This is a genomic window from Pseudomonas sp. MT92, assembly GCF_058792515.1.
This window is the reverse complement of sequence record NZ_JBXAFA010000003.1, coordinates 102,771-118,098: the sequence shown is the minus strand read 5'-3', so window position 1 is coordinate 118,098 and position 15,328 is coordinate 102,771. Positions and strand designations below refer to the sequence as shown.

The 15,328-nt window shown below is 61.3% G+C and carries 13 protein-coding genes; 3 read left to right on the top strand and 10 right to left on the bottom strand.

Annotated features, from left to right (window positions below):
- Positions 1-65 precede the first annotated feature (65 nt).
- A complete protein-coding gene (locus AC1Q6D_RS06395; RefSeq protein WP_047528004.1) occupies positions 66-260 on the top strand; it encodes a hypothetical protein in 195 nt (64 codons plus the stop codon).
- 14 nt (positions 261-274) lie between these two features.
- Here AC1Q6D_RS06395 and AC1Q6D_RS06390 read toward each other — a convergent pair whose 3' ends face one another.
- Positions 275-628 carry a DUF1428 domain-containing protein gene (locus AC1Q6D_RS06390; protein ID WP_103404193.1) on the bottom strand — a complete coding sequence of 118 codons (354 nt, stop codon included), beginning with the start codon at positions 626-628 and terminating at the stop codon, positions 275-277.
- 17 nt (positions 629-645) lie between these two features.
- Positions 646-1,704, bottom strand: coding sequence for a hypothetical protein (locus tag AC1Q6D_RS06385; RefSeq protein WP_492618452.1), 1,059 nt, complete (start codon positions 1,702-1,704; stop codon positions 646-648).
- Between the two features lie 332 nt (positions 1,705-2,036).
- Here AC1Q6D_RS06385 and AC1Q6D_RS06380 point away from each other — a divergent pair, with 332 nt between their 5' ends.
- The gene (locus AC1Q6D_RS06380; protein ID WP_103404817.1) at positions 2,037-2,297 is read left to right on the top strand and encodes a hypothetical protein; all 261 of its coding nucleotides are present in this window, start codon (positions 2,037-2,039) and stop codon (positions 2,295-2,297) included.
- Positions 2,298-2,354: 57 nt separating this feature from the next.
- On the opposite strand, the gene AC1Q6D_RS06375 is transcribed toward AC1Q6D_RS06380, so the two are convergent.
- The 5 genes from AC1Q6D_RS06375 to AC1Q6D_RS06355 all read right to left on the bottom strand — a co-directional run bounded on the left by AC1Q6D_RS06375 (position 2,355) and on the right by AC1Q6D_RS06355 (position 8,438).
- Positions 2,355-3,470, bottom strand: coding sequence for an HlyD family secretion protein (locus tag AC1Q6D_RS06375; protein WP_103404818.1), 1,116 nt, complete (start codon positions 3,468-3,470; stop codon positions 2,355-2,357).
- 6 nt (positions 3,471-3,476) lie between these two features.
- Entirely contained in the window at positions 3,477-4,307 is an 831-nt protein-coding gene (locus tag AC1Q6D_RS06370; RefSeq protein WP_103404819.1) for a hypothetical protein, read from the bottom strand.
- 1 nt (position 4,308) lies between these two features.
- A complete protein-coding gene (locus tag AC1Q6D_RS06365) occupies positions 4,309-5,637 on the bottom strand; it encodes a glycosyltransferase family 2 protein (RefSeq protein ID WP_103404820.1) in 1,329 nt (442 codons plus the stop codon).
- A gap of 5 nt (positions 5,638-5,642) precedes the next feature.
- Entirely contained in the window at positions 5,643-7,031 is a 1,389-nt protein-coding gene (locus tag AC1Q6D_RS06360) for a TackOD1 domain-containing metal-binding protein (protein WP_103404821.1), read from the bottom strand.
- A gap of 516 nt (positions 7,032-7,547) precedes the next feature.
- Complete coding sequence (locus tag AC1Q6D_RS06355; RefSeq protein ID WP_103404822.1) at positions 7,548-8,438, bottom strand: LysR family transcriptional regulator; 891 nt, start codon at positions 8,436-8,438, stop codon at positions 7,548-7,550.
- Between the two features lie 132 nt (positions 8,439-8,570).
- Between AC1Q6D_RS06355 and AC1Q6D_RS06350 the strand changes: the two genes are divergently transcribed.
- Positions 8,571-9,989 (top strand): MFS transporter, encoded by a 1,419-nt coding sequence (locus tag AC1Q6D_RS06350; RefSeq protein WP_103404823.1) that lies wholly within the window; start codon positions 8,571-8,573, stop codon positions 9,987-9,989.
- Between the two features lie 44 nt (positions 9,990-10,033).
- On the opposite strand, the gene AC1Q6D_RS06345 is transcribed toward AC1Q6D_RS06350, so the two are convergent.
- From AC1Q6D_RS06345 to AC1Q6D_RS06335, 3 genes are all read right to left on the bottom strand, one after another.
- The gene (locus AC1Q6D_RS06345) at positions 10,034-12,031 is read right to left on the bottom strand and encodes a peptidase U32 family protein (protein ID WP_103404824.1); all 1,998 of its coding nucleotides are present in this window, start codon (positions 12,029-12,031) and stop codon (positions 10,034-10,036) included.
- A gap of 214 nt (positions 12,032-12,245) precedes the next feature.
- On the bottom strand, positions 12,246-12,626 hold the full coding sequence (locus AC1Q6D_RS06340) for a RidA family protein (RefSeq protein ID WP_103404825.1): 381 nt from the start codon (positions 12,624-12,626) through the stop codon (positions 12,246-12,248).
- Positions 12,627-12,708: 82 nt separating this feature from the next.
- The gene (locus AC1Q6D_RS06335; protein ID WP_103404826.1) at positions 12,709-15,327 is read right to left on the bottom strand and encodes an EAL domain-containing protein; all 2,619 of its coding nucleotides are present in this window, start codon (positions 15,325-15,327) and stop codon (positions 12,709-12,711) included.
- Between the last annotated feature and the right edge of the window lies 1 nt (position 15,328).

Here is a 15,328-nt window from a genome sequence, read left to right as displayed (position 1 = left end):
GACGCGTCGGCAAGCGCCCTCGCCACGGGTCTATAGTTGAGGCGAGCGATTCAACCGGAGGGGTCATGCGACAGATCATCAGCAAGGAACCATGGTGGGCCGAGCCGCCCAGGCCCGGCCAGGATGAGTTCGAACTGGAATGGGGCTGGCTGGTGCACTACAGCGAAGGCGAACCGCGTTTCGAATTCATCAGGGTACGGCCGACCGATGACGAGATCCGCCATCGCAAGAGCTGCAGGATCACCCCGACGGCGGAGTGACCCCGGAGCCCGCCTCAGGCCTGGACGAGCAGCTCGAAGCCGCCGAACACCATGCGCTGGCCATCGAACGGAATCGGATTGACGTCCGCCTGCGTGCGCGGGTCTTTCATCATTTTTTCCATCCCGGCATTGCGGGTGGCCTTGTCCGGCCAGATGATCCAGCCAAACACCACGGTCTCGTCTTCCTTGAGTTTTACCGCCATCGGGAACGAGGTGACCTTGCCCTCCGGCACGTCCTCTCCCCAGCACTCGGCCAGGCTCAACGCGCCGTTTTCCTTGAAAATCATGGCGGCGATTTCGGCGTGTTTCTTGAATTTCTCACGATTGGCGGTGGGCACTGCCGCGATAAAACCATCGACATAAGACATGGGTTGTTCTCCTTGGGTCATGGGTTGAGCTGCTGAGTAGTCGATTCAGTCGGGCTCCAATCGACAGACCCCACGCTTGAACCGACCGGCGGTTGAGCGCTCTGTGCCAGGCTGCCTTCGATTTGCGCCGCCATGTACAGGGTCCCGGCCATGACACCGGTGTTCGGGTCCTGCACCAGCTTGATCCAGGCTTTGTCGAAGGTGTTGCCCAGACTGCTGCGGATCAATGCTTCGCTGTCCGGCCGGTCGGCGGCCTGAATCAATGCGCGAACCCCCGCCACCCCCACGGTAATCAATCCCCCGGCGAGTTTGCCGGCGGCCGCCGCCACTGCACTGGCCGCCCCGCGCGGGGCCATTTCGGCTTCCATCCGTTGGCTTGCGCGCCTGGCTACCGGCGCCATGGCGGTGTCGGTCGAGCCAACGCCTTTATTACCGCCCGCCTTGTGGATCTTGTCGACCAGCGCGGAGTACGCCGGCAACGTGTTCAAATCGGTGTAAACGACCTGATAAAGCGAGGCGTCCCGGGCCGGTGGTGGCCCAAGGGCAATGGCCGGGATTTTCTGGATACGGCCATTGAGTTGCGCGATCGGCACGCCATGGCGCTGGGAAATTTTCTGCAGTTCTTCCTTGAGAATGTCCACGTAAAAGGCCGCCGCCAGGCTGAGAATCGCATTAGGGTCGATCTCCACCGCCACCGGCGCCAGGACCTTTTCCTGATACTGCTCCAGCAGATAAGCGGCCAGACGCTTTTCCGTGGCGTCCTGCTCGCCCTTGGCGTTGATGGTGTACCAGCTGACCTTCATCGACAGCCATTCCTGGGTCCAGTAACTGCTGAACCAGGGAATGAAGTTCTGCTCGGTCAACTCATAGACCCGCGTGCGCCAGTAATCCATGGCACCGTGGGCGTAGATTTTTGTCTGCTCGGTCGCCGATTGCGACGCCTGGACGATCTCCCGATCCACTTGTTGCCAGGTGCTGGGAGAAATAATGATGGGCGGTGCCACCGGCGCACGCGGTGGCGTGGCGCACCCCGCCAGTAGCATCAGTATGACGACGATCAACCAGCGCAGGTTCAAGATCGCAGTTCCCAAAGTCGGCTCTCAACGGGATGTTCAGTGTTCAAGAGCCCCTTAATTGAGTATAGGTGTCAGCCATGGTCGGCTCGGCACGGATCTTGTTCCCAAGGCCGGCTTCGCCCGCCGGCTCCGACCATCACTTGCATCGATATTCATCATCGCCACGAATGCCTTCCACCCCACCACCGTCAGCGTAGGATCAAATCCAACCCAACACGAAACCCTGTAGCGGAGGGCCGTACCATGCTGATCCATCTCCTGACCTGTCTGGCCCTGACGGCCTTCACGTTGAGTGCATTCGGCTGGTTCGTCCTCTCCGAGGAGCGCACGTCATGATCAACGAAGTCACCCTGTCCGTGAGCTTCCCGGTGTTTGGCAACAACTATTACTCGCAACCTTTCGAGTCTCGTAAAGTGTTGACCCTGGTATTCGACAAAAAATTCGAAGCGCTGCTGATTCCGGCCGCCGCCAATCACTTCAACAACGAAGTGGTCGGGCTCAACGATCAGTTCCGGTTCTTGAACGATGTGCTGGCCGAGCATCTGCAGGCGACCGAAATCGCCGCCACTGCACGCCGTCATCAGTACGTCTGAGAGGCCGCCCCAGGCCAAGTGCCCGTCAGGTCGGCGATGCCTGATCGCCGTGGCCTTTCACCGACTTTCCTGGGCGACGGCCGATGCCCGACCCATGGCAATCAGGTCCCCCACTTGCTCGATGAGTTCACGGCTGTCGGCGAACATCTGTTGCCAGTCGGTGGGAAACCTTACATTCAACGGCAGTTGATCGATTCGCCACTTCGCCGGCAGCGGGTGATCAAACCGGGCGGCGACCTGCAAACCCATTTCGCTGGCCGTAAACGGTCCGCGCAACACTGTCGGCGTGCGCCCGGCGCTGTCCACTGCCTGGACAACATGGGCCTGCAGCCAGTCACCATTGGGCATGCGAACGCGCAACGCCTGGCCAATCGCGGCGTAGCTGATGTTCTGCGGCTCCAGGTAAATCCACAGCAGCGGGTCTTCCTGTCGTTCGATGCGCATCAGCAAGGTCCCGGCACCGACGTTTTCACCGGGATTGACCATGACTTCCGCCACGCGTCCGCCCTGCGGGGCCTTGATCGGCAGCGCAGCCAGGCGCGTCTTCAGCCACTGCTGCTCGGCGTTCTGTTGAATGACATCTCGCTCGACGCTCAACGGCGCCTGATTGGCCAGTTGCTCGCGGCGCTCGAACGCCAACAGATCGGCCCTGAAACCATCGAGTTCGGATTTGGCCGTCAACACTTCCCCCGGCGAAACGGCGCCACGCGACACCAGATCTTCCAGCACCTTCACGCGCGCCTGCGCCCGACCAATACGGGTATTGAGCAACTGACGCTCGCTGCCGCCCAATTTGGTATTGCGTACCGGTGTGGTGTTGGTCGGCAGGGCCGCCAGTTGCGATAACCGGGCGCGCCATTCGGGGTTGTCGAGATTGACCAGTGGCTGATCGACGCCAATCTGGTCGCCGGCCTTGACCAACAGTTGCTCGACCCGACCGCTGTCCCGCGCGCGCACTTCAATGATCGGCAAGCGCAGCTGAGCCGGCGCGTCGATCATCAGCATGCCGTAGGCCAGCTTGCCACCCAGCCAGATCAACGGGCTGGCGACCAGAAACAGGATCAAATACCAGCGCACGCGAAACGCCGTGCGCTTGCCCGGTGCATAGAGCACGTTCAATCCCTGCTCCTGAGTCGGGCTCAGCTCCTTACGACTATCAAAACGAATCTTCATGAGGGTTCACCGTTTTGGAAAGTCTCGCCAGGCTTGCCAGTCAATGCCGGCAATCCCGAGAGGTTGCAGTTGTTCACGCCAGGCGCTGCTCTGGTGCTGCAACTGTTCGGTCGAAGCGCCGGCCCAGGATTCCGTGGCATCCAGTTGCGGCTCCGTGCTTTGTGCCAGGCGAAATTGCAGGTCGGGCCAGCGCCTGGCGATTTGCTCTGCCATTCGTGCGCTGTTGTTGGGGTTGCGGGTGTAAATCATCAGGCTGACCTGCCGCACTCCCGCATCGGGAAGCGCACAGGGCACGCAGGTTTGTCCGGGTTTGGGGTCAGCGAACCAGCGATGGTGACTGGAAATCTCGACCGGCCATGGGCTCACCGAAGAAGCTACGCGCAAGGTTTCGAGCCAGTCTTTGAGGCGCTGATCCGGAACGGGCATGCCCAGTTGCTCGACTTCCAGGTCCAGGTGCAGGCTGCTGAAGGCCAGCCCCTTGAGTTTCGCCAGCAGATCGGTGAGCTGATGGCGTTCCGGCGGTTCGATCCAGCTCGGGTCGCCCAGCAGCAGGCTGACCTGTACCCCCTTGCCCGCCGCGTCCCGCAGCAACAGCTCCAGGCGATGGCGGGTGGTGCCCAGGTCTTTGATCTGCGCGGCCTTGAGGCCCAGGTAAATCTTGTCCATCCCGGCGTTGCGCAGCGCATCCAGTTCAGCCGGCCGCTGACCGGGTTCGAGCAACGCTTCGCTGTCCCAGACATAACTGGCCTGGGACCATTTCTCCGCTTGCGCCGCCTGCGCGGTCAACGACAGGGCCACCAGCAGGGGCAAACACAGGGCCGGAAGGATTGAACGCATATCAAAACCTCGTGGCTCGTTTCAGCACCCACCAGGGCGCCATCGAGCTTTCTTCATGCCCGCGGCGGAACATTTCGTTGAGCATGGCGACCACGCTCCAGCAGCGCAGGAGCAACATGAACAGCGGGAAGAACGGCACCAGCAGGCCAAGGGTCATGTCCTGTCGAGGGCGGTCGGAGACCATCAACAACATGGCGCCGAACATCAGCAGGGTGATCGTCAGGTACAACAGATAGATCAGCGAAAACAGAAACAACAGGGTCATGCCCGGCAGGATGAAGATGGCCAGCAAGGTGTAGATGAAGATGATGAATGGCAACACCAACTGGAAAAAGAAGCCCGTCAACAGGATCATCAGAAAGGTTTTCCAGCCTAATAACTTCGGGCTGATGTTGCGGTTGTGCTTCCTGATGTACAGGAAGAACAGGTCACCGTCCCAGCGCAATCGCTGCATCAGGAATTGCCCGAGTGTCGCCGGCGCGTCGGTGTGACCAATCGCTTCAGGCTCGAAAGGGATTTTCAGGTCATGGCGCTTGAAGTAGCTCTTGATACGCAGCGTCAGGTCCAGGTCTTCGGCGGTGTGGGTGTTCCAGCCGCCGATTTTCACCAGGAAGCTGCGGCGGAAAGCACCAAAGGCCCCGGACACGTTGTTGACCAGATTCCATTCGGCCAGGCCGATCTTCGACATGTGGATCGACAGCAGGTATTCCAGCGACTGCATCGCCGTGACCCAGGAGCCCCAGACGTTGCGTACCCGCAGGCTGCCGGCCACCGCAGGCACCGCGGGGTCTTCGAAATGCCGCACGATGGCGCTGACCATGTTGTTGTCGAAGGACGTATCGCCATCGAGGGCCATCACGATTTCGCCGCTGGCCAGCGACAGGCCGGCGTTCAATGACGACACCCGCCCGCCCCGCTGCCATTTGGCGATCGGGCGTAAATGGCGCCGAGGGTACAACTGCGGGTCGACGTTGAAACTGCGCACGGCGGCCAGCGTCGGCTGGTTCACAGTGGCGCCGTCCACCACGGGAATCATCTCGATGTGGCCACCGTAGGTCTGCTCGCACAGACTCAAGAGCGTGGTCTGCACGTCCATTCCTTCGCTGTAGCAGGTGATGATGCACGAGACCCTGGGCTGATAAAGGCTGATCTTCGGCACGCGGGAACGTCGACGGGCGAACCAGCGCAACACCCCCAGCATTACCAGGATCATCATCGGCAATTCAAAAATCAGAAACGATGGAAAGAGCATGTAGAACAACCGGCTCAGACCATCCGCCCCGGCTAGCCCACCCAGTGCGTTGTAGAGTTGTTCCATCAAGGGGTTCATGGGTGTCACACCAACTCACCGGCCAAACGGGCCAGCAGCAGTTCACCGTTTTCCTGATCGAGCAGATCATCGGGCGCCGTGATGCTGACGACACGCAGGGAAAGGTCGCTGACCTCTGGCGCGGAAAACAGCTCGGCGATCCGGCTCAGGCGTTGTTTGACGCACTCCAGGCCTTTGCCATCGGTATGGGGCAGCATGATCCAGAAGAACTCTTCGGTACTTCGCGAGCAGCGGTCTGTTTCCCGCACGGTTTCCTTCAAGCGATCGGCCACGCTGTCGATGAAGGCATGGCCGCGCTGTTCCCCCAGGTGCGACAACGTGCCGGCCAGGTTGACGAAGCGCAGACCGATCACCGAAAAGGTCGGCGACGGGTATCGGCGCACGACCTGGATCTGCCAGCTCAGCAGATCATAGAAATCCTTGCCGCCCAGCAGGTTGAGTCGACCGAAGTTCTGCACCGAACGATCACTGAACTCCTGGCGGCAGCGAAACCGCCCGGCCTCGCTCAGGCGGAAATCCCTGACCTCGCGGACTCGCAGTTTGTCCGGCGTATGGGACAAGCCGCAGTCCAGACAGCGCGCCTGCACTTCGGCATCGACAAAGAACGCCTGGCATGACCGGCAGCGATAGTTCTCCATCGGCCGGTCGTAGTCCGTGCCGATGTGACGCAGCCGGCTCAAGCAGTTGGGGCACAGCAGCACCCCGTCTTTGAGAAAGGATTCCTGCGGCCCCACATGCCCGCAGGTAAAGCAGTGCAATGAGGGTTGCCGCGAAATATCCAGGGCCTGGCATTCGGCGCACACGTCGATGTAATTGAGCCGTCCTGAACCACAGTCTGAACAGAGGCGAACACGATCGACCAGCACCCCCTCTTCCAGCCAGTCCTGCTGCACCATCAAGCCAAGCCAGACGAATGCGTTGATCTGCTCGTTGTCAGCCAGGGCTTCGAGTAGCGGGTAACGGTAATGCTGGGGCACCTCCGGGTCGCGCAACGCGTACACATGGGCGTTGTCGCGTAACCACAACCAGGACAATACCCGGCTTTCGAATCGCTCGGGGGTGGCCCCCTGTTCGAACAGCCTGAAGCGCTCCTTCCAGGCTACCCAAAGCTGCCTGATTTCACTGGATTCGACAGGGCACGCACCATCGCCCAAGGCTTCACACCAGCCATCCTGGTCGCGGCAACAGTAAATCAGGGTGTAGCGATAAGGCGGGATCGAGCGCAGCTTGCGCAGCACTTTCCCCGCATAAGCGGCGGGCATGTCCAGCAGTACCACATCAAACGCGCGGGCCGCCAACAAGCTGCCCAAGTCGGAAAAGTGTTCAAGTTCCGGAAGGTTCAGACTTGGCACTCTATTACCGAGTATCGCGATTCGAATATTTGGAATCGACATGACGCACGTCCTCTACAGAACGACAAGTGCGGTTTATTGAAGTGACCAACACTAGCACCGCTGAAGAAAAGCGCTCGATTTATTTTGATTTTTTTCCAGATAGGCGACAACAGCACTTCGTCGCCAAACTTTCATTGCAGTCCCGCTACATTAAGCCAACGACGCGACACTCTGAAGCCGCATTAAAATCAATAATTTTATTTTTTAAATCAGCAACTTAATTGTGTTCATAAAATAAATTATTGAATACATCGACGATACTAGTGAATCGCCACCTTGATAGCGTTGCGCCATTCAATGTATTGGCGAAGATTTCCGTATCAGCGCCTGCAACAAATGATATTTGCGCATACCGCACTTCAAGCCAAAAGTTCAAACGGGATTTATAACAAATCCACCCGTCGATATGACAAAAAATTAATAACTACAAAAATCAGTAACAGCAGCTTAACACCGCCCCTCAATACAACGTGCGTTCGACCAACACTTTAAACTTATTGTTTCTCCGCTTACTTTCTATTCCGAACAAACCACTCGAAGACATTCACGTAACCAGCGATGCACCGGATCGGCATCCAGTCGAGGGTGCCAGAGCATGGCCACGGTGAAAGAAGGCAATGACACCGGAAGTTCGAAACTGTGCATGCCTTCGCGCAGGTCGGCCGTGTGGCGCTCCGGCACGCTGACGATCAAATCACTGGTCCGGGCGAGCGAGAGTGCCGTCGAAAAGCCGGCGACGATGGTGGCGACCTCGCGCTCCAATCCGAGCCGTTCCAGCGCGTCATCGATTGGCCCCTTGTCCAGACCGCGCCGGGACACGCCAATGTGACGGCCCGTAGCGAAACGCGCAGCGCTGATCGGGCCCTGACTCAACGGATGCCCCGAACGCACCACGCCGATGAAACGGTCACGGAACAGACCCTGGGTGCGCAATTCCGGACCGGCCCCCTTCCCCACCACCCCGGTTTCCAGATCCACCGTGCCGTCGCGCAGTGACGTGCTGTCCTTGTCCGGTTTGTGCACGAAGCGCAGGCGCACACCGGGCGCTTGTTCGGCGATGCGCGCAATCAGCCTGGCGCCGAAATTTTCGACAAAGCCTTCACTGGTGCGCAGGGTGAACGTGCGAACCAATTGCGTGAGGTCCGGTTGCTCGGCCGGACGCAGCACCGCTTCGACCTCCTGCACCAGTTGGCTGACCTGCTCTCGCAAGGCCAGTGCCCGAGGCGTGGGCACCAGACCGCGTCCGGCCCTGACCAGCAGCGGATCGCCAGTGGTTTCGCGCAATCGCGCCAGCGCCCGGCTCATCGCTGACGGACTGAGGCGCAAGCGCTTGGCGGCGCGGGCCACGCTGCCTTCTGCCAGCAGCACATCAAGGGTAATCAGCAAGTTGAAATCGGCGCTGGACATGCAATGCCTCGTGGCGAGCTTATAGGGCGTTGAACGCATGTATTAAGTGCAAAAGGTGCGTCTTCCGCCATGTTAGTCGCGGGCGTAGATTTCCGATAGCTCCAATCGGGAGTGGCCACGAGAGGGGACCCCATGAATTCCACAACGACCATGACAGAGGGCGCGCAACGAACAGGATCCGTCAGGTGGGCGCTGGCCAGCCTGTCATTGTCGATGCTGCTGTCCGCCCTCGGCACCAGCATCGCCAACGTGGGTTTGCCGACGCTGGCCCAGGTGTTCGAGGCCTCCTTTCAACAGGTGCAGTGGATCGTCCTCGCGTATCTGCTGGCCATCACCACGCTGATCGTCAGTGTCGGGCGGCTCGGCGATCTGACCGGACGGCGGCGCCTGCTCCTGGGCGGGATCGCCGTTTTTACCCTGGCTTCGGCCTTGTGCGGCCTGGCACCGACCCTCGGCCTGCTGATCGGCGCGAGGGTCCTGCAAGGCCTGGGCGCGGCGATCATGATGGCCCTGACCATGGCCTTCGTCAGCGAGACCGTGCCCAAGGAGAGGACCGGCAGCGCCATGGGCTTGCTCGGGACAATGTCGGCGATTGGCACCGCAATGGGCCCTTCACTCGGCGGCCTGCTGATCGGCGGATTCGGCTGGCGGGCGATGTTTCTGATGATGCTGCCGCTGGGCCTGGTGACGCTGCTGCTTGCTTATCGCTACTTGCCAGCCGATCAGCGCAAGGCGGACACCGTGGGCAGCGGTTTCGATCCGCTGGGTAGCCTGTTGCTGGGCCTGACACTGGGCGCTTATGCATTGGCCATGACCCTCGGCCGCGGCCACTTTGGTCCGTTGAACATCGCCCTGTTGCTGGTCACGTGCGTGGGCGTCGGCCTGTTCATTCGGGTGGAGGCCCGGGTCGCTGCGCCGCTGATTCGCCTGGGGATGTTCCGCGATCCGCAGTTGAGCGCCAGCCTGGCCATGAGCCTGCTGGTGACGACGGTGATGATGGCAACGCTGGTGGTCGGGCCGTTCTACCTGGCTCGGGCGCTCGGGCTGGATGCGGTCGGGGTCGGGTTGGTGTTGTCGGTCGGGCCACTGGTGGCGGCACTGGCCGGCGTGCCCGCCGGGCGCATGGCCGACCGCTTCGGCGCGCGGCGCATGACCCTGGCCGGGCTCATCGCCCTGGGGCTGGGTTGCTTCACGCTGTCGGCGCTGCCCAGGACATTCGGTATCGCCGGCTACCTCGCACCCATGGTCATCATCACCCTGGGTTACGCGGTGTTCCAGACCGCCAACAATACCGTTGTCATGAGCAATGTGGCGCCGGACCGACGGGGTCTGGTCTCCGCGTTGCTCAACCTGTCGCGCAATCTCGGGCTGATCACCGGCGCCTCGGTGCTGGGCGCGGTGTTTGCGCTGGCATCGAATTCGATCGACATCAATGCCGCGCCTCCCGAGGCGGTTGCCAGCGGCATGCGCGTGACGTTCATGGTGGCATGGGGACTGATCGGGACTGCGTGTTTGATCGCCCTGGCCAGCCGACGCGGCGAACCGGCCTGAGTCGGCGGCGAGCAGGACGCCACGGCGTCGTGCTCGCCCGTCACTCAGTGAGGCGCGCGCGGGATGGTTTTGAGCAGGTCTTCAGGGCTGATGTGGCCGACCACTGACTGAACACTGCCCGGTTGCGGCAGATCCAGGATGTGGCCCTTCATCTTGCCGATCACGTGCATTTCGCACGGTTTGCAGTCGAACTTCAGCGTCAGCACTTCATCGCCGTGCACCAGTTGCATCGGCGCGACCTTGGTGCGAACGCCGGTGACGCCCTTGGCCTGTTTCGGGCAGAGGTTGAAGGAAAAACGCAGGCAGTGCTTGGTGATCATCACCGGCACTTCGCCCGTCTCTTCGTGGGCCTCGTAGGCCGCGTCGATCAGCTTCACGCCGTGACGGTGATAGAAATCACGAGCCTTCTGGTTGTAGACGTTGGCCAGGAACGACAGGTGCGATTCCGGGTACACCGGCGGTGGAGTGGTCTCGGCTTTGCGAGCGCCCCGTGGGTGTGCGGCAATGCGCGCCACGGTCAGCGCTTCGATCACTTCGCGGCGCAAGGCCTTGAGCTGCGAGTTGGGGATGAACCAGGCCTGGGGTGCGTCCAGCTTGATGTCCGTGGCGTGGTACTCGGTGGTGCCCAGTTGGCCCAGCAGATCGTGCAGTTGCTCCAGGGCCTGCTCCGGTTTGTTGGCCACCCCGAACGGTCCGTCCAGGGCAACACTGGCGCTGACACCCTCCTCACTGGTAGCCGTCAGTTCCAGGCGATCTTCACGCAAGCGCGCGACCCACGAGAGGCCGATGCGGCGCTCGGCGGAGGTCTTTTGCAGCGCCTGGGCCCAGTTGTGATCCAGGTTGCGGCTGAGCGGGTGATTGGGGCGCAACTGGTGCAAGCCTTTGGGCATCTCGTTTGGCTCGACGCGGTAGCGGTAGCGCTTCTCGCCGTCCTCTTCGAACTCGCCCTTGGGCTCGGCGATGTTGGTGCGCCAACCCACCACTTCACGCTTGACCAGCACATTGAGGCCGTCGCCGTTGGACAGCGGCTCGTGGGTGACCACCAGCAGATCGCGCTTGCCGACTTTTTCCACCACGCCCACCGGCAGGCCGGTGAAGGTCGGCGAATCGAAGGCGCCGATGTCGATCTTGCGTTCGCTGACGAAGTAGTCGGTGCTGCCGCGGTGGAAGGTCTTGTCCGGATCGGGCAGGAAGAAGTGCGCGGTGCGGCCGCTGGAGGCGCGGGCCAGGTCCGGGCGGTCTTCAAGCACGTCGTCCAGGCGCTGGCGGTAGTAGGCGGTGATGTTCTTCACATAACCCATGTCCTTGTAGCGCCCTTCGATCTTGAACGAGCGCACGCCGGCTTCGACCAGGGCGCGGATGTTGGCGCTCTGGTTGTTGTCCTTCATCGACAGCAGGTGCTTCTCGTAGGCGATCACCCCGCCCTTTTCGTCTTTGAGGGTATACGGCAGACGGCAGGCCTGGGAGCAGTCGCCCCGGTTGGCGCTGCGGCCGGTCTGCGCGTGGGAAATGTTGCACTGGCCGGAGAAAGCCACGCACAGCGCGCCGTGGATGAAGAACTCGATCGCCGCGTCGGTCTCGTCGGCGATGGCGCGGATTTCCTGCAGGTTCAGCTCGCGGGCCAGCACCAGTTGCGAAAAACCGGCCTGATCGAGGAACTTCGCCCGCGCCAGGGTGCGGATGTCAGTCTGGGTACTGGCGTGCAGTTCGATCGGCGGGATATCCAGTTCCATCACGCCCAGGTCCTGGACGATCAGCGCGTCGACACCGGCATCGTAGAGTTCGTGGATCAGCTTGCGCGCCGGCTCCAGCTCGTTGTCGTGCAGGATGGTGTTGATGGTGGTGAACACCCGGGCGTGGTAGCGATGGGCAAACTCCACCAGCCGGGCGATATCGCTCACCTCGTTGCAGGCATTGTGGCGGGCGCCGAAGCTTGGCCCCCCCAGGTACACGGCGTCGGCGCCATGCAAAATGGCCTCGCGGGCGATGGCGACGTCGCGGGCGGGACTGAGCAATTCGAGGTGATGCTTGGGTAGGGACATGTGTTTTTAGTCTGGCTTGTCACGATCAAGGCACGCATTGTAGCGGCGAAACCCTTGAGCGGCATCCACAGGCTGCCCGATGGCGCATGCCTGAACGGATTGGCCTGAGTTCTTTGTGGGAGCGAGCCTGCTCGCGATGGCTGCTTATCAGCCGTCAACGGTGTTGACTGTCACACCGCTATCGCGAGCAGGCTCGCTCCCACATGGGGTGTTTTCAGCCCTTGGCCGCCATCGCGGTGACTTCCACGCGCATGCCTTCGACCGCCAAAGCGGCTACGCCCACGGCGGCGCGCACCGGCCATGGCTTGGCGAAAAAGCGCTGGTAAACCTCGTTGAAGGCAGCCCGGTCGGCCATGTCGGTGAGGTAGATGGTCAGGTGCAGAACCCGGTCCATGGAGCTGCCGGCACGCTCCAGCGCAACCTTCAGCGCCTGCAGGGTGCATTCGCTCTGGAGGGTGATGTCGCCCAGCTCCAGGCTGCCGTCGGCACGGGTCGGGATCTGGGTGGAGACCAGCAGGCCGCCAAAACCGGTAACGTCGGAGGAGATGGAATCGGCATCGGGGTCAGGAACGAAGGTGATGTCTTGATTGGCCATGGGAAACTCTTGCTCGAGGGGGTAAAGGGTCGGTCGAAACCGGGCGGCCAGTTTACAGTGCCATCGTCAGGCCGTCCCTGAATCAGCTCGAAAACCCCGCCCCCATGCAGAGTGACCCTGCCCCGTTCCACGCCATCGCGCCCGCATTCACCGAATCAATGAATTGCACGAACGCCTGGCCAGGCAGTGGCTCCGAGAAGAAATTGCCCTGGCCGACCTCATACCCTTGGGCCTTGAGGATGTCACGCTGGACGGCGGACTCGATGCCTTCGGCCACCACGGTCAACGACAGACTCTTGCCGATGCCGATGACCGACTCGCTCAGTGCCCGGCAAGACGTATCGTGCTCCAGGTCGTCGACAAAACTCTTGTCCAGTTTCAGCTCGCTGATCGGCAGATGCCGCAAATACCCCAGACTGGAATAGCCCGTGCCGAAATCATCGATGGCCAACCGCACCCCCAACGCGTGCAGATCGCGGATGGTTTTACAGGTGCCAGGACTGTTGGAAAGCACCACGCCCTCGGTCACTTCCACGCACAAGTCGGCGGGTTGCAAACCGTATCGCTGCAATTGGCCGGCAATCAGTTCGGCCAGATCGAGGTTATGAAAGTTGATCGGCGACAGGTTGATCGAAAGCGACGCAATCGCCAATCCCTGTCGACGCCAGCCGGCCAGTTGTTCGCAAGCCGCTTGCAGCACCCATTGACTCAGTTCATTGATCAGCCCGCACTCCTCGGCCAGCGGTATGAATTGCCTTGGCGAGATGTCGCCCAGGGCTGGATGCGCCCAGCGTGCCAACGCCTCGACACCCACCAGCCTGCCGCTGTTGAGGTCGATCTGCGGCTGGTAGAACAACTCGAGGTTGCCGGTGGCCATGGCGTTGCGCAGCGCCGTTTCCAGCACCAATCGGTCTTGAGCGATCCGGTTCATCTTTTCGACAAAAAAGCTGAAGCTGCCGCGTTCGATGCGCTTGGCCTGATACATCGCAATGTCGGCACGGTGCAGCAGGGTCTCCATGTCACGCCCATCGCCGGGGAACAGGCTGATGCCAATGCTGGCCGAAACGACCACCGACATGCCCGCGATCGTCATCGGGCGACTCAGGAGCATCATCATCCGCTCCAGAAAAGTCGCGACCTGTGTCGCGTTCATGCGTGGCAGCACCAGGACGAATTCGTCGCCGGACAAACGCCCGACCAGGTCGGACTCTCGCAACAGGCTGCGCAGCCGGTGCGCCGTGACGCGCAATAACTCGTCACCCGAGGCATGGCCCAACGCATCGTTGATTTGCTTGAAACGGTCCAGATCGACAAACAGCACGGCCAGCTCCGCCTGCTCTCGCGCCATTTCGCCCAGGGTGCGTTGTGCCTGGGCGAGCAGGTAACTGCGATTGGGCAGGCCGGTCAATCCATCGTAAAAGGCCATTTTTCGAATGGATTGGCGGGCTTGCTCGCGTTCGAGGGCCAACATGCACAGATGCGTGCCCGCTTTGACCAAGTGGCCATGCAAGGGGTCCGGCCCACGGCTTTCCCGGAAATACAGGGCAAAGGTCGCGGCGATGCGCCCGGCACCGTTGCGCACCGGCATCGACCAACAGGCCTGCAAACCGGACTGTTGTGCCAGCTGCTTGTAGTCCGCCCACAGCGGGTCGTTGTTGATGTCGGTCACCAGCACCGGTTCGCCCCGGTAGGCGGCCGTACCGCAGGACCCCGTCGTCGGGCCGATGGCCAAGCCCTCGATGGCCCTGGAGTATTCGACCGGCAAGCCGGGGCTGGCCAGGGGATGCAGAATTCCTTGCGGATCAACACTGAGGATCGACACGATGACTTCGGGGGCGATGCGTTCAATTTCATGGCACAACAATGTCAGCACGCTCTCCAGAGACTCCTCCTTGAGCAATGCGCCAATGACTTTGTTCTGCAGCACTTCATGCAACTTCGACTGGGTAATGTCCGTCAGCACGATCACGACGTGTTCGAGCTGGTCTTGAGCGTCGAAGACGGGTGTCGAGGACACATGCACCCACAGGCGCTGTCCGCTGCGTTTGCTGATCAGGGCGCTGAACTCGTGAGGCTGGCCACAGAGAATGGCTTCCAGCTCCGGCTCCGCTTGCGTCTCGGCCCGAGCGTCGGGCACGAAGAACAGCAAGGGTGATTGCCCGATCACCTCCTCACGGGAATACCCCAGCAAGCGGATCAGTCCGTCATTCACGTAGATAAGCTGTCGATGGGCGTCGACGATGCACGTCGCCGAATGCGTGGCATTGATCGACATCGATAGCAACCGATGCTCGAGGTCTTGCACGCGCAGGTGCGTGACATCCTTGAGAAAGACCGCACGCAGGGACTGGTCATGCATGACGATTGTCGAGACGGACATCACGCCCCAGCGCTCCTGACCATCCTGGCGCACGATCCGCGTATCCAGACTGCCGCCTGCCAGGTGATGGACGCCGCCGTCCGGGTGCTCGCTGGCAGAATCGTCAGGGTTGGGGTCAAGCCCCCGGGGAATCAGGGCACTGACGTTACCGCCCAGCGCCTCAATGCGCGAACAGCCCCAAAAGCGTTCGGCAGCGGCATTGAAAAACACCACGAGGCCCTGCGCATCCACGACCACCACGGCGTCGATAGCCTGCTCCAGTGTTTGCACCAAGACGCCTGGAGCCGCTTCGTCTCTTGCCAGTTCGACCCTTGTGTTCATC

Coding starts and splice junctions, on each gene's coding strand:
- AC1Q6D_RS06375 (WP_103404818.1), bottom strand. CDS start 3,470: ATGAAGATTCGTTTTGATAGTCGTAAGGAGCTGAGCCCGACTCAGGAG.
- AC1Q6D_RS06350 (WP_103404823.1), top strand. CDS start 8,571: ATGAATTCCACAACGACCATGACAGAGGGCGCGCAACGAACAGGATCC.
- AC1Q6D_RS06395 (WP_047528004.1), top strand. CDS start 66: ATGCGACAGATCATCAGCAAGGAACCATGGTGGGCCGAGCCGCCCAGG.
- AC1Q6D_RS06360 (WP_103404821.1), bottom strand. CDS start 7,031: ATGTCGATTCCAAATATTCGAATCGCGATACTCGGTAATAGAGTGCCA.
- AC1Q6D_RS06370 (WP_103404819.1), bottom strand. CDS start 4,307: ATGCGTTCAATCCTTCCGGCCCTGTGTTTGCCCCTGCTGGTGGCCCTG.
- AC1Q6D_RS06340 (WP_103404825.1), bottom strand. CDS start 12,626: ATGGCCAATCAAGACATCACCTTCGTTCCTGACCCCGATGCCGATTCC.
- AC1Q6D_RS06365 (WP_103404820.1), bottom strand. CDS start 5,637: ATGAACCCCTTGATGGAACAACTCTACAACGCACTGGGTGGGCTAGCC.
- AC1Q6D_RS06380 (WP_103404817.1), top strand. CDS start 2,037: ATGATCAACGAAGTCACCCTGTCCGTGAGCTTCCCGGTGTTTGGCAAC.
- AC1Q6D_RS06345 (WP_103404824.1), bottom strand. CDS start 12,031: ATGTCCCTACCCAAGCATCACCTCGAATTGCTCAGTCCCGCCCGCGAC.
- AC1Q6D_RS06390 (WP_103404193.1), bottom strand. CDS start 628: ATGTCTTATGTCGATGGTTTTATCGCGGCAGTGCCCACCGCCAATCGT.
- AC1Q6D_RS06335 (WP_103404826.1), bottom strand. CDS start 15,327: ATGAACACAAGGGTCGAACTGGCAAGAGACGAAGCGGCTCCAGGCGTC.
- AC1Q6D_RS06355 (WP_103404822.1), bottom strand. CDS start 8,438: ATGTCCAGCGCCGATTTCAACTTGCTGATTACCCTTGATGTGCTGCTG.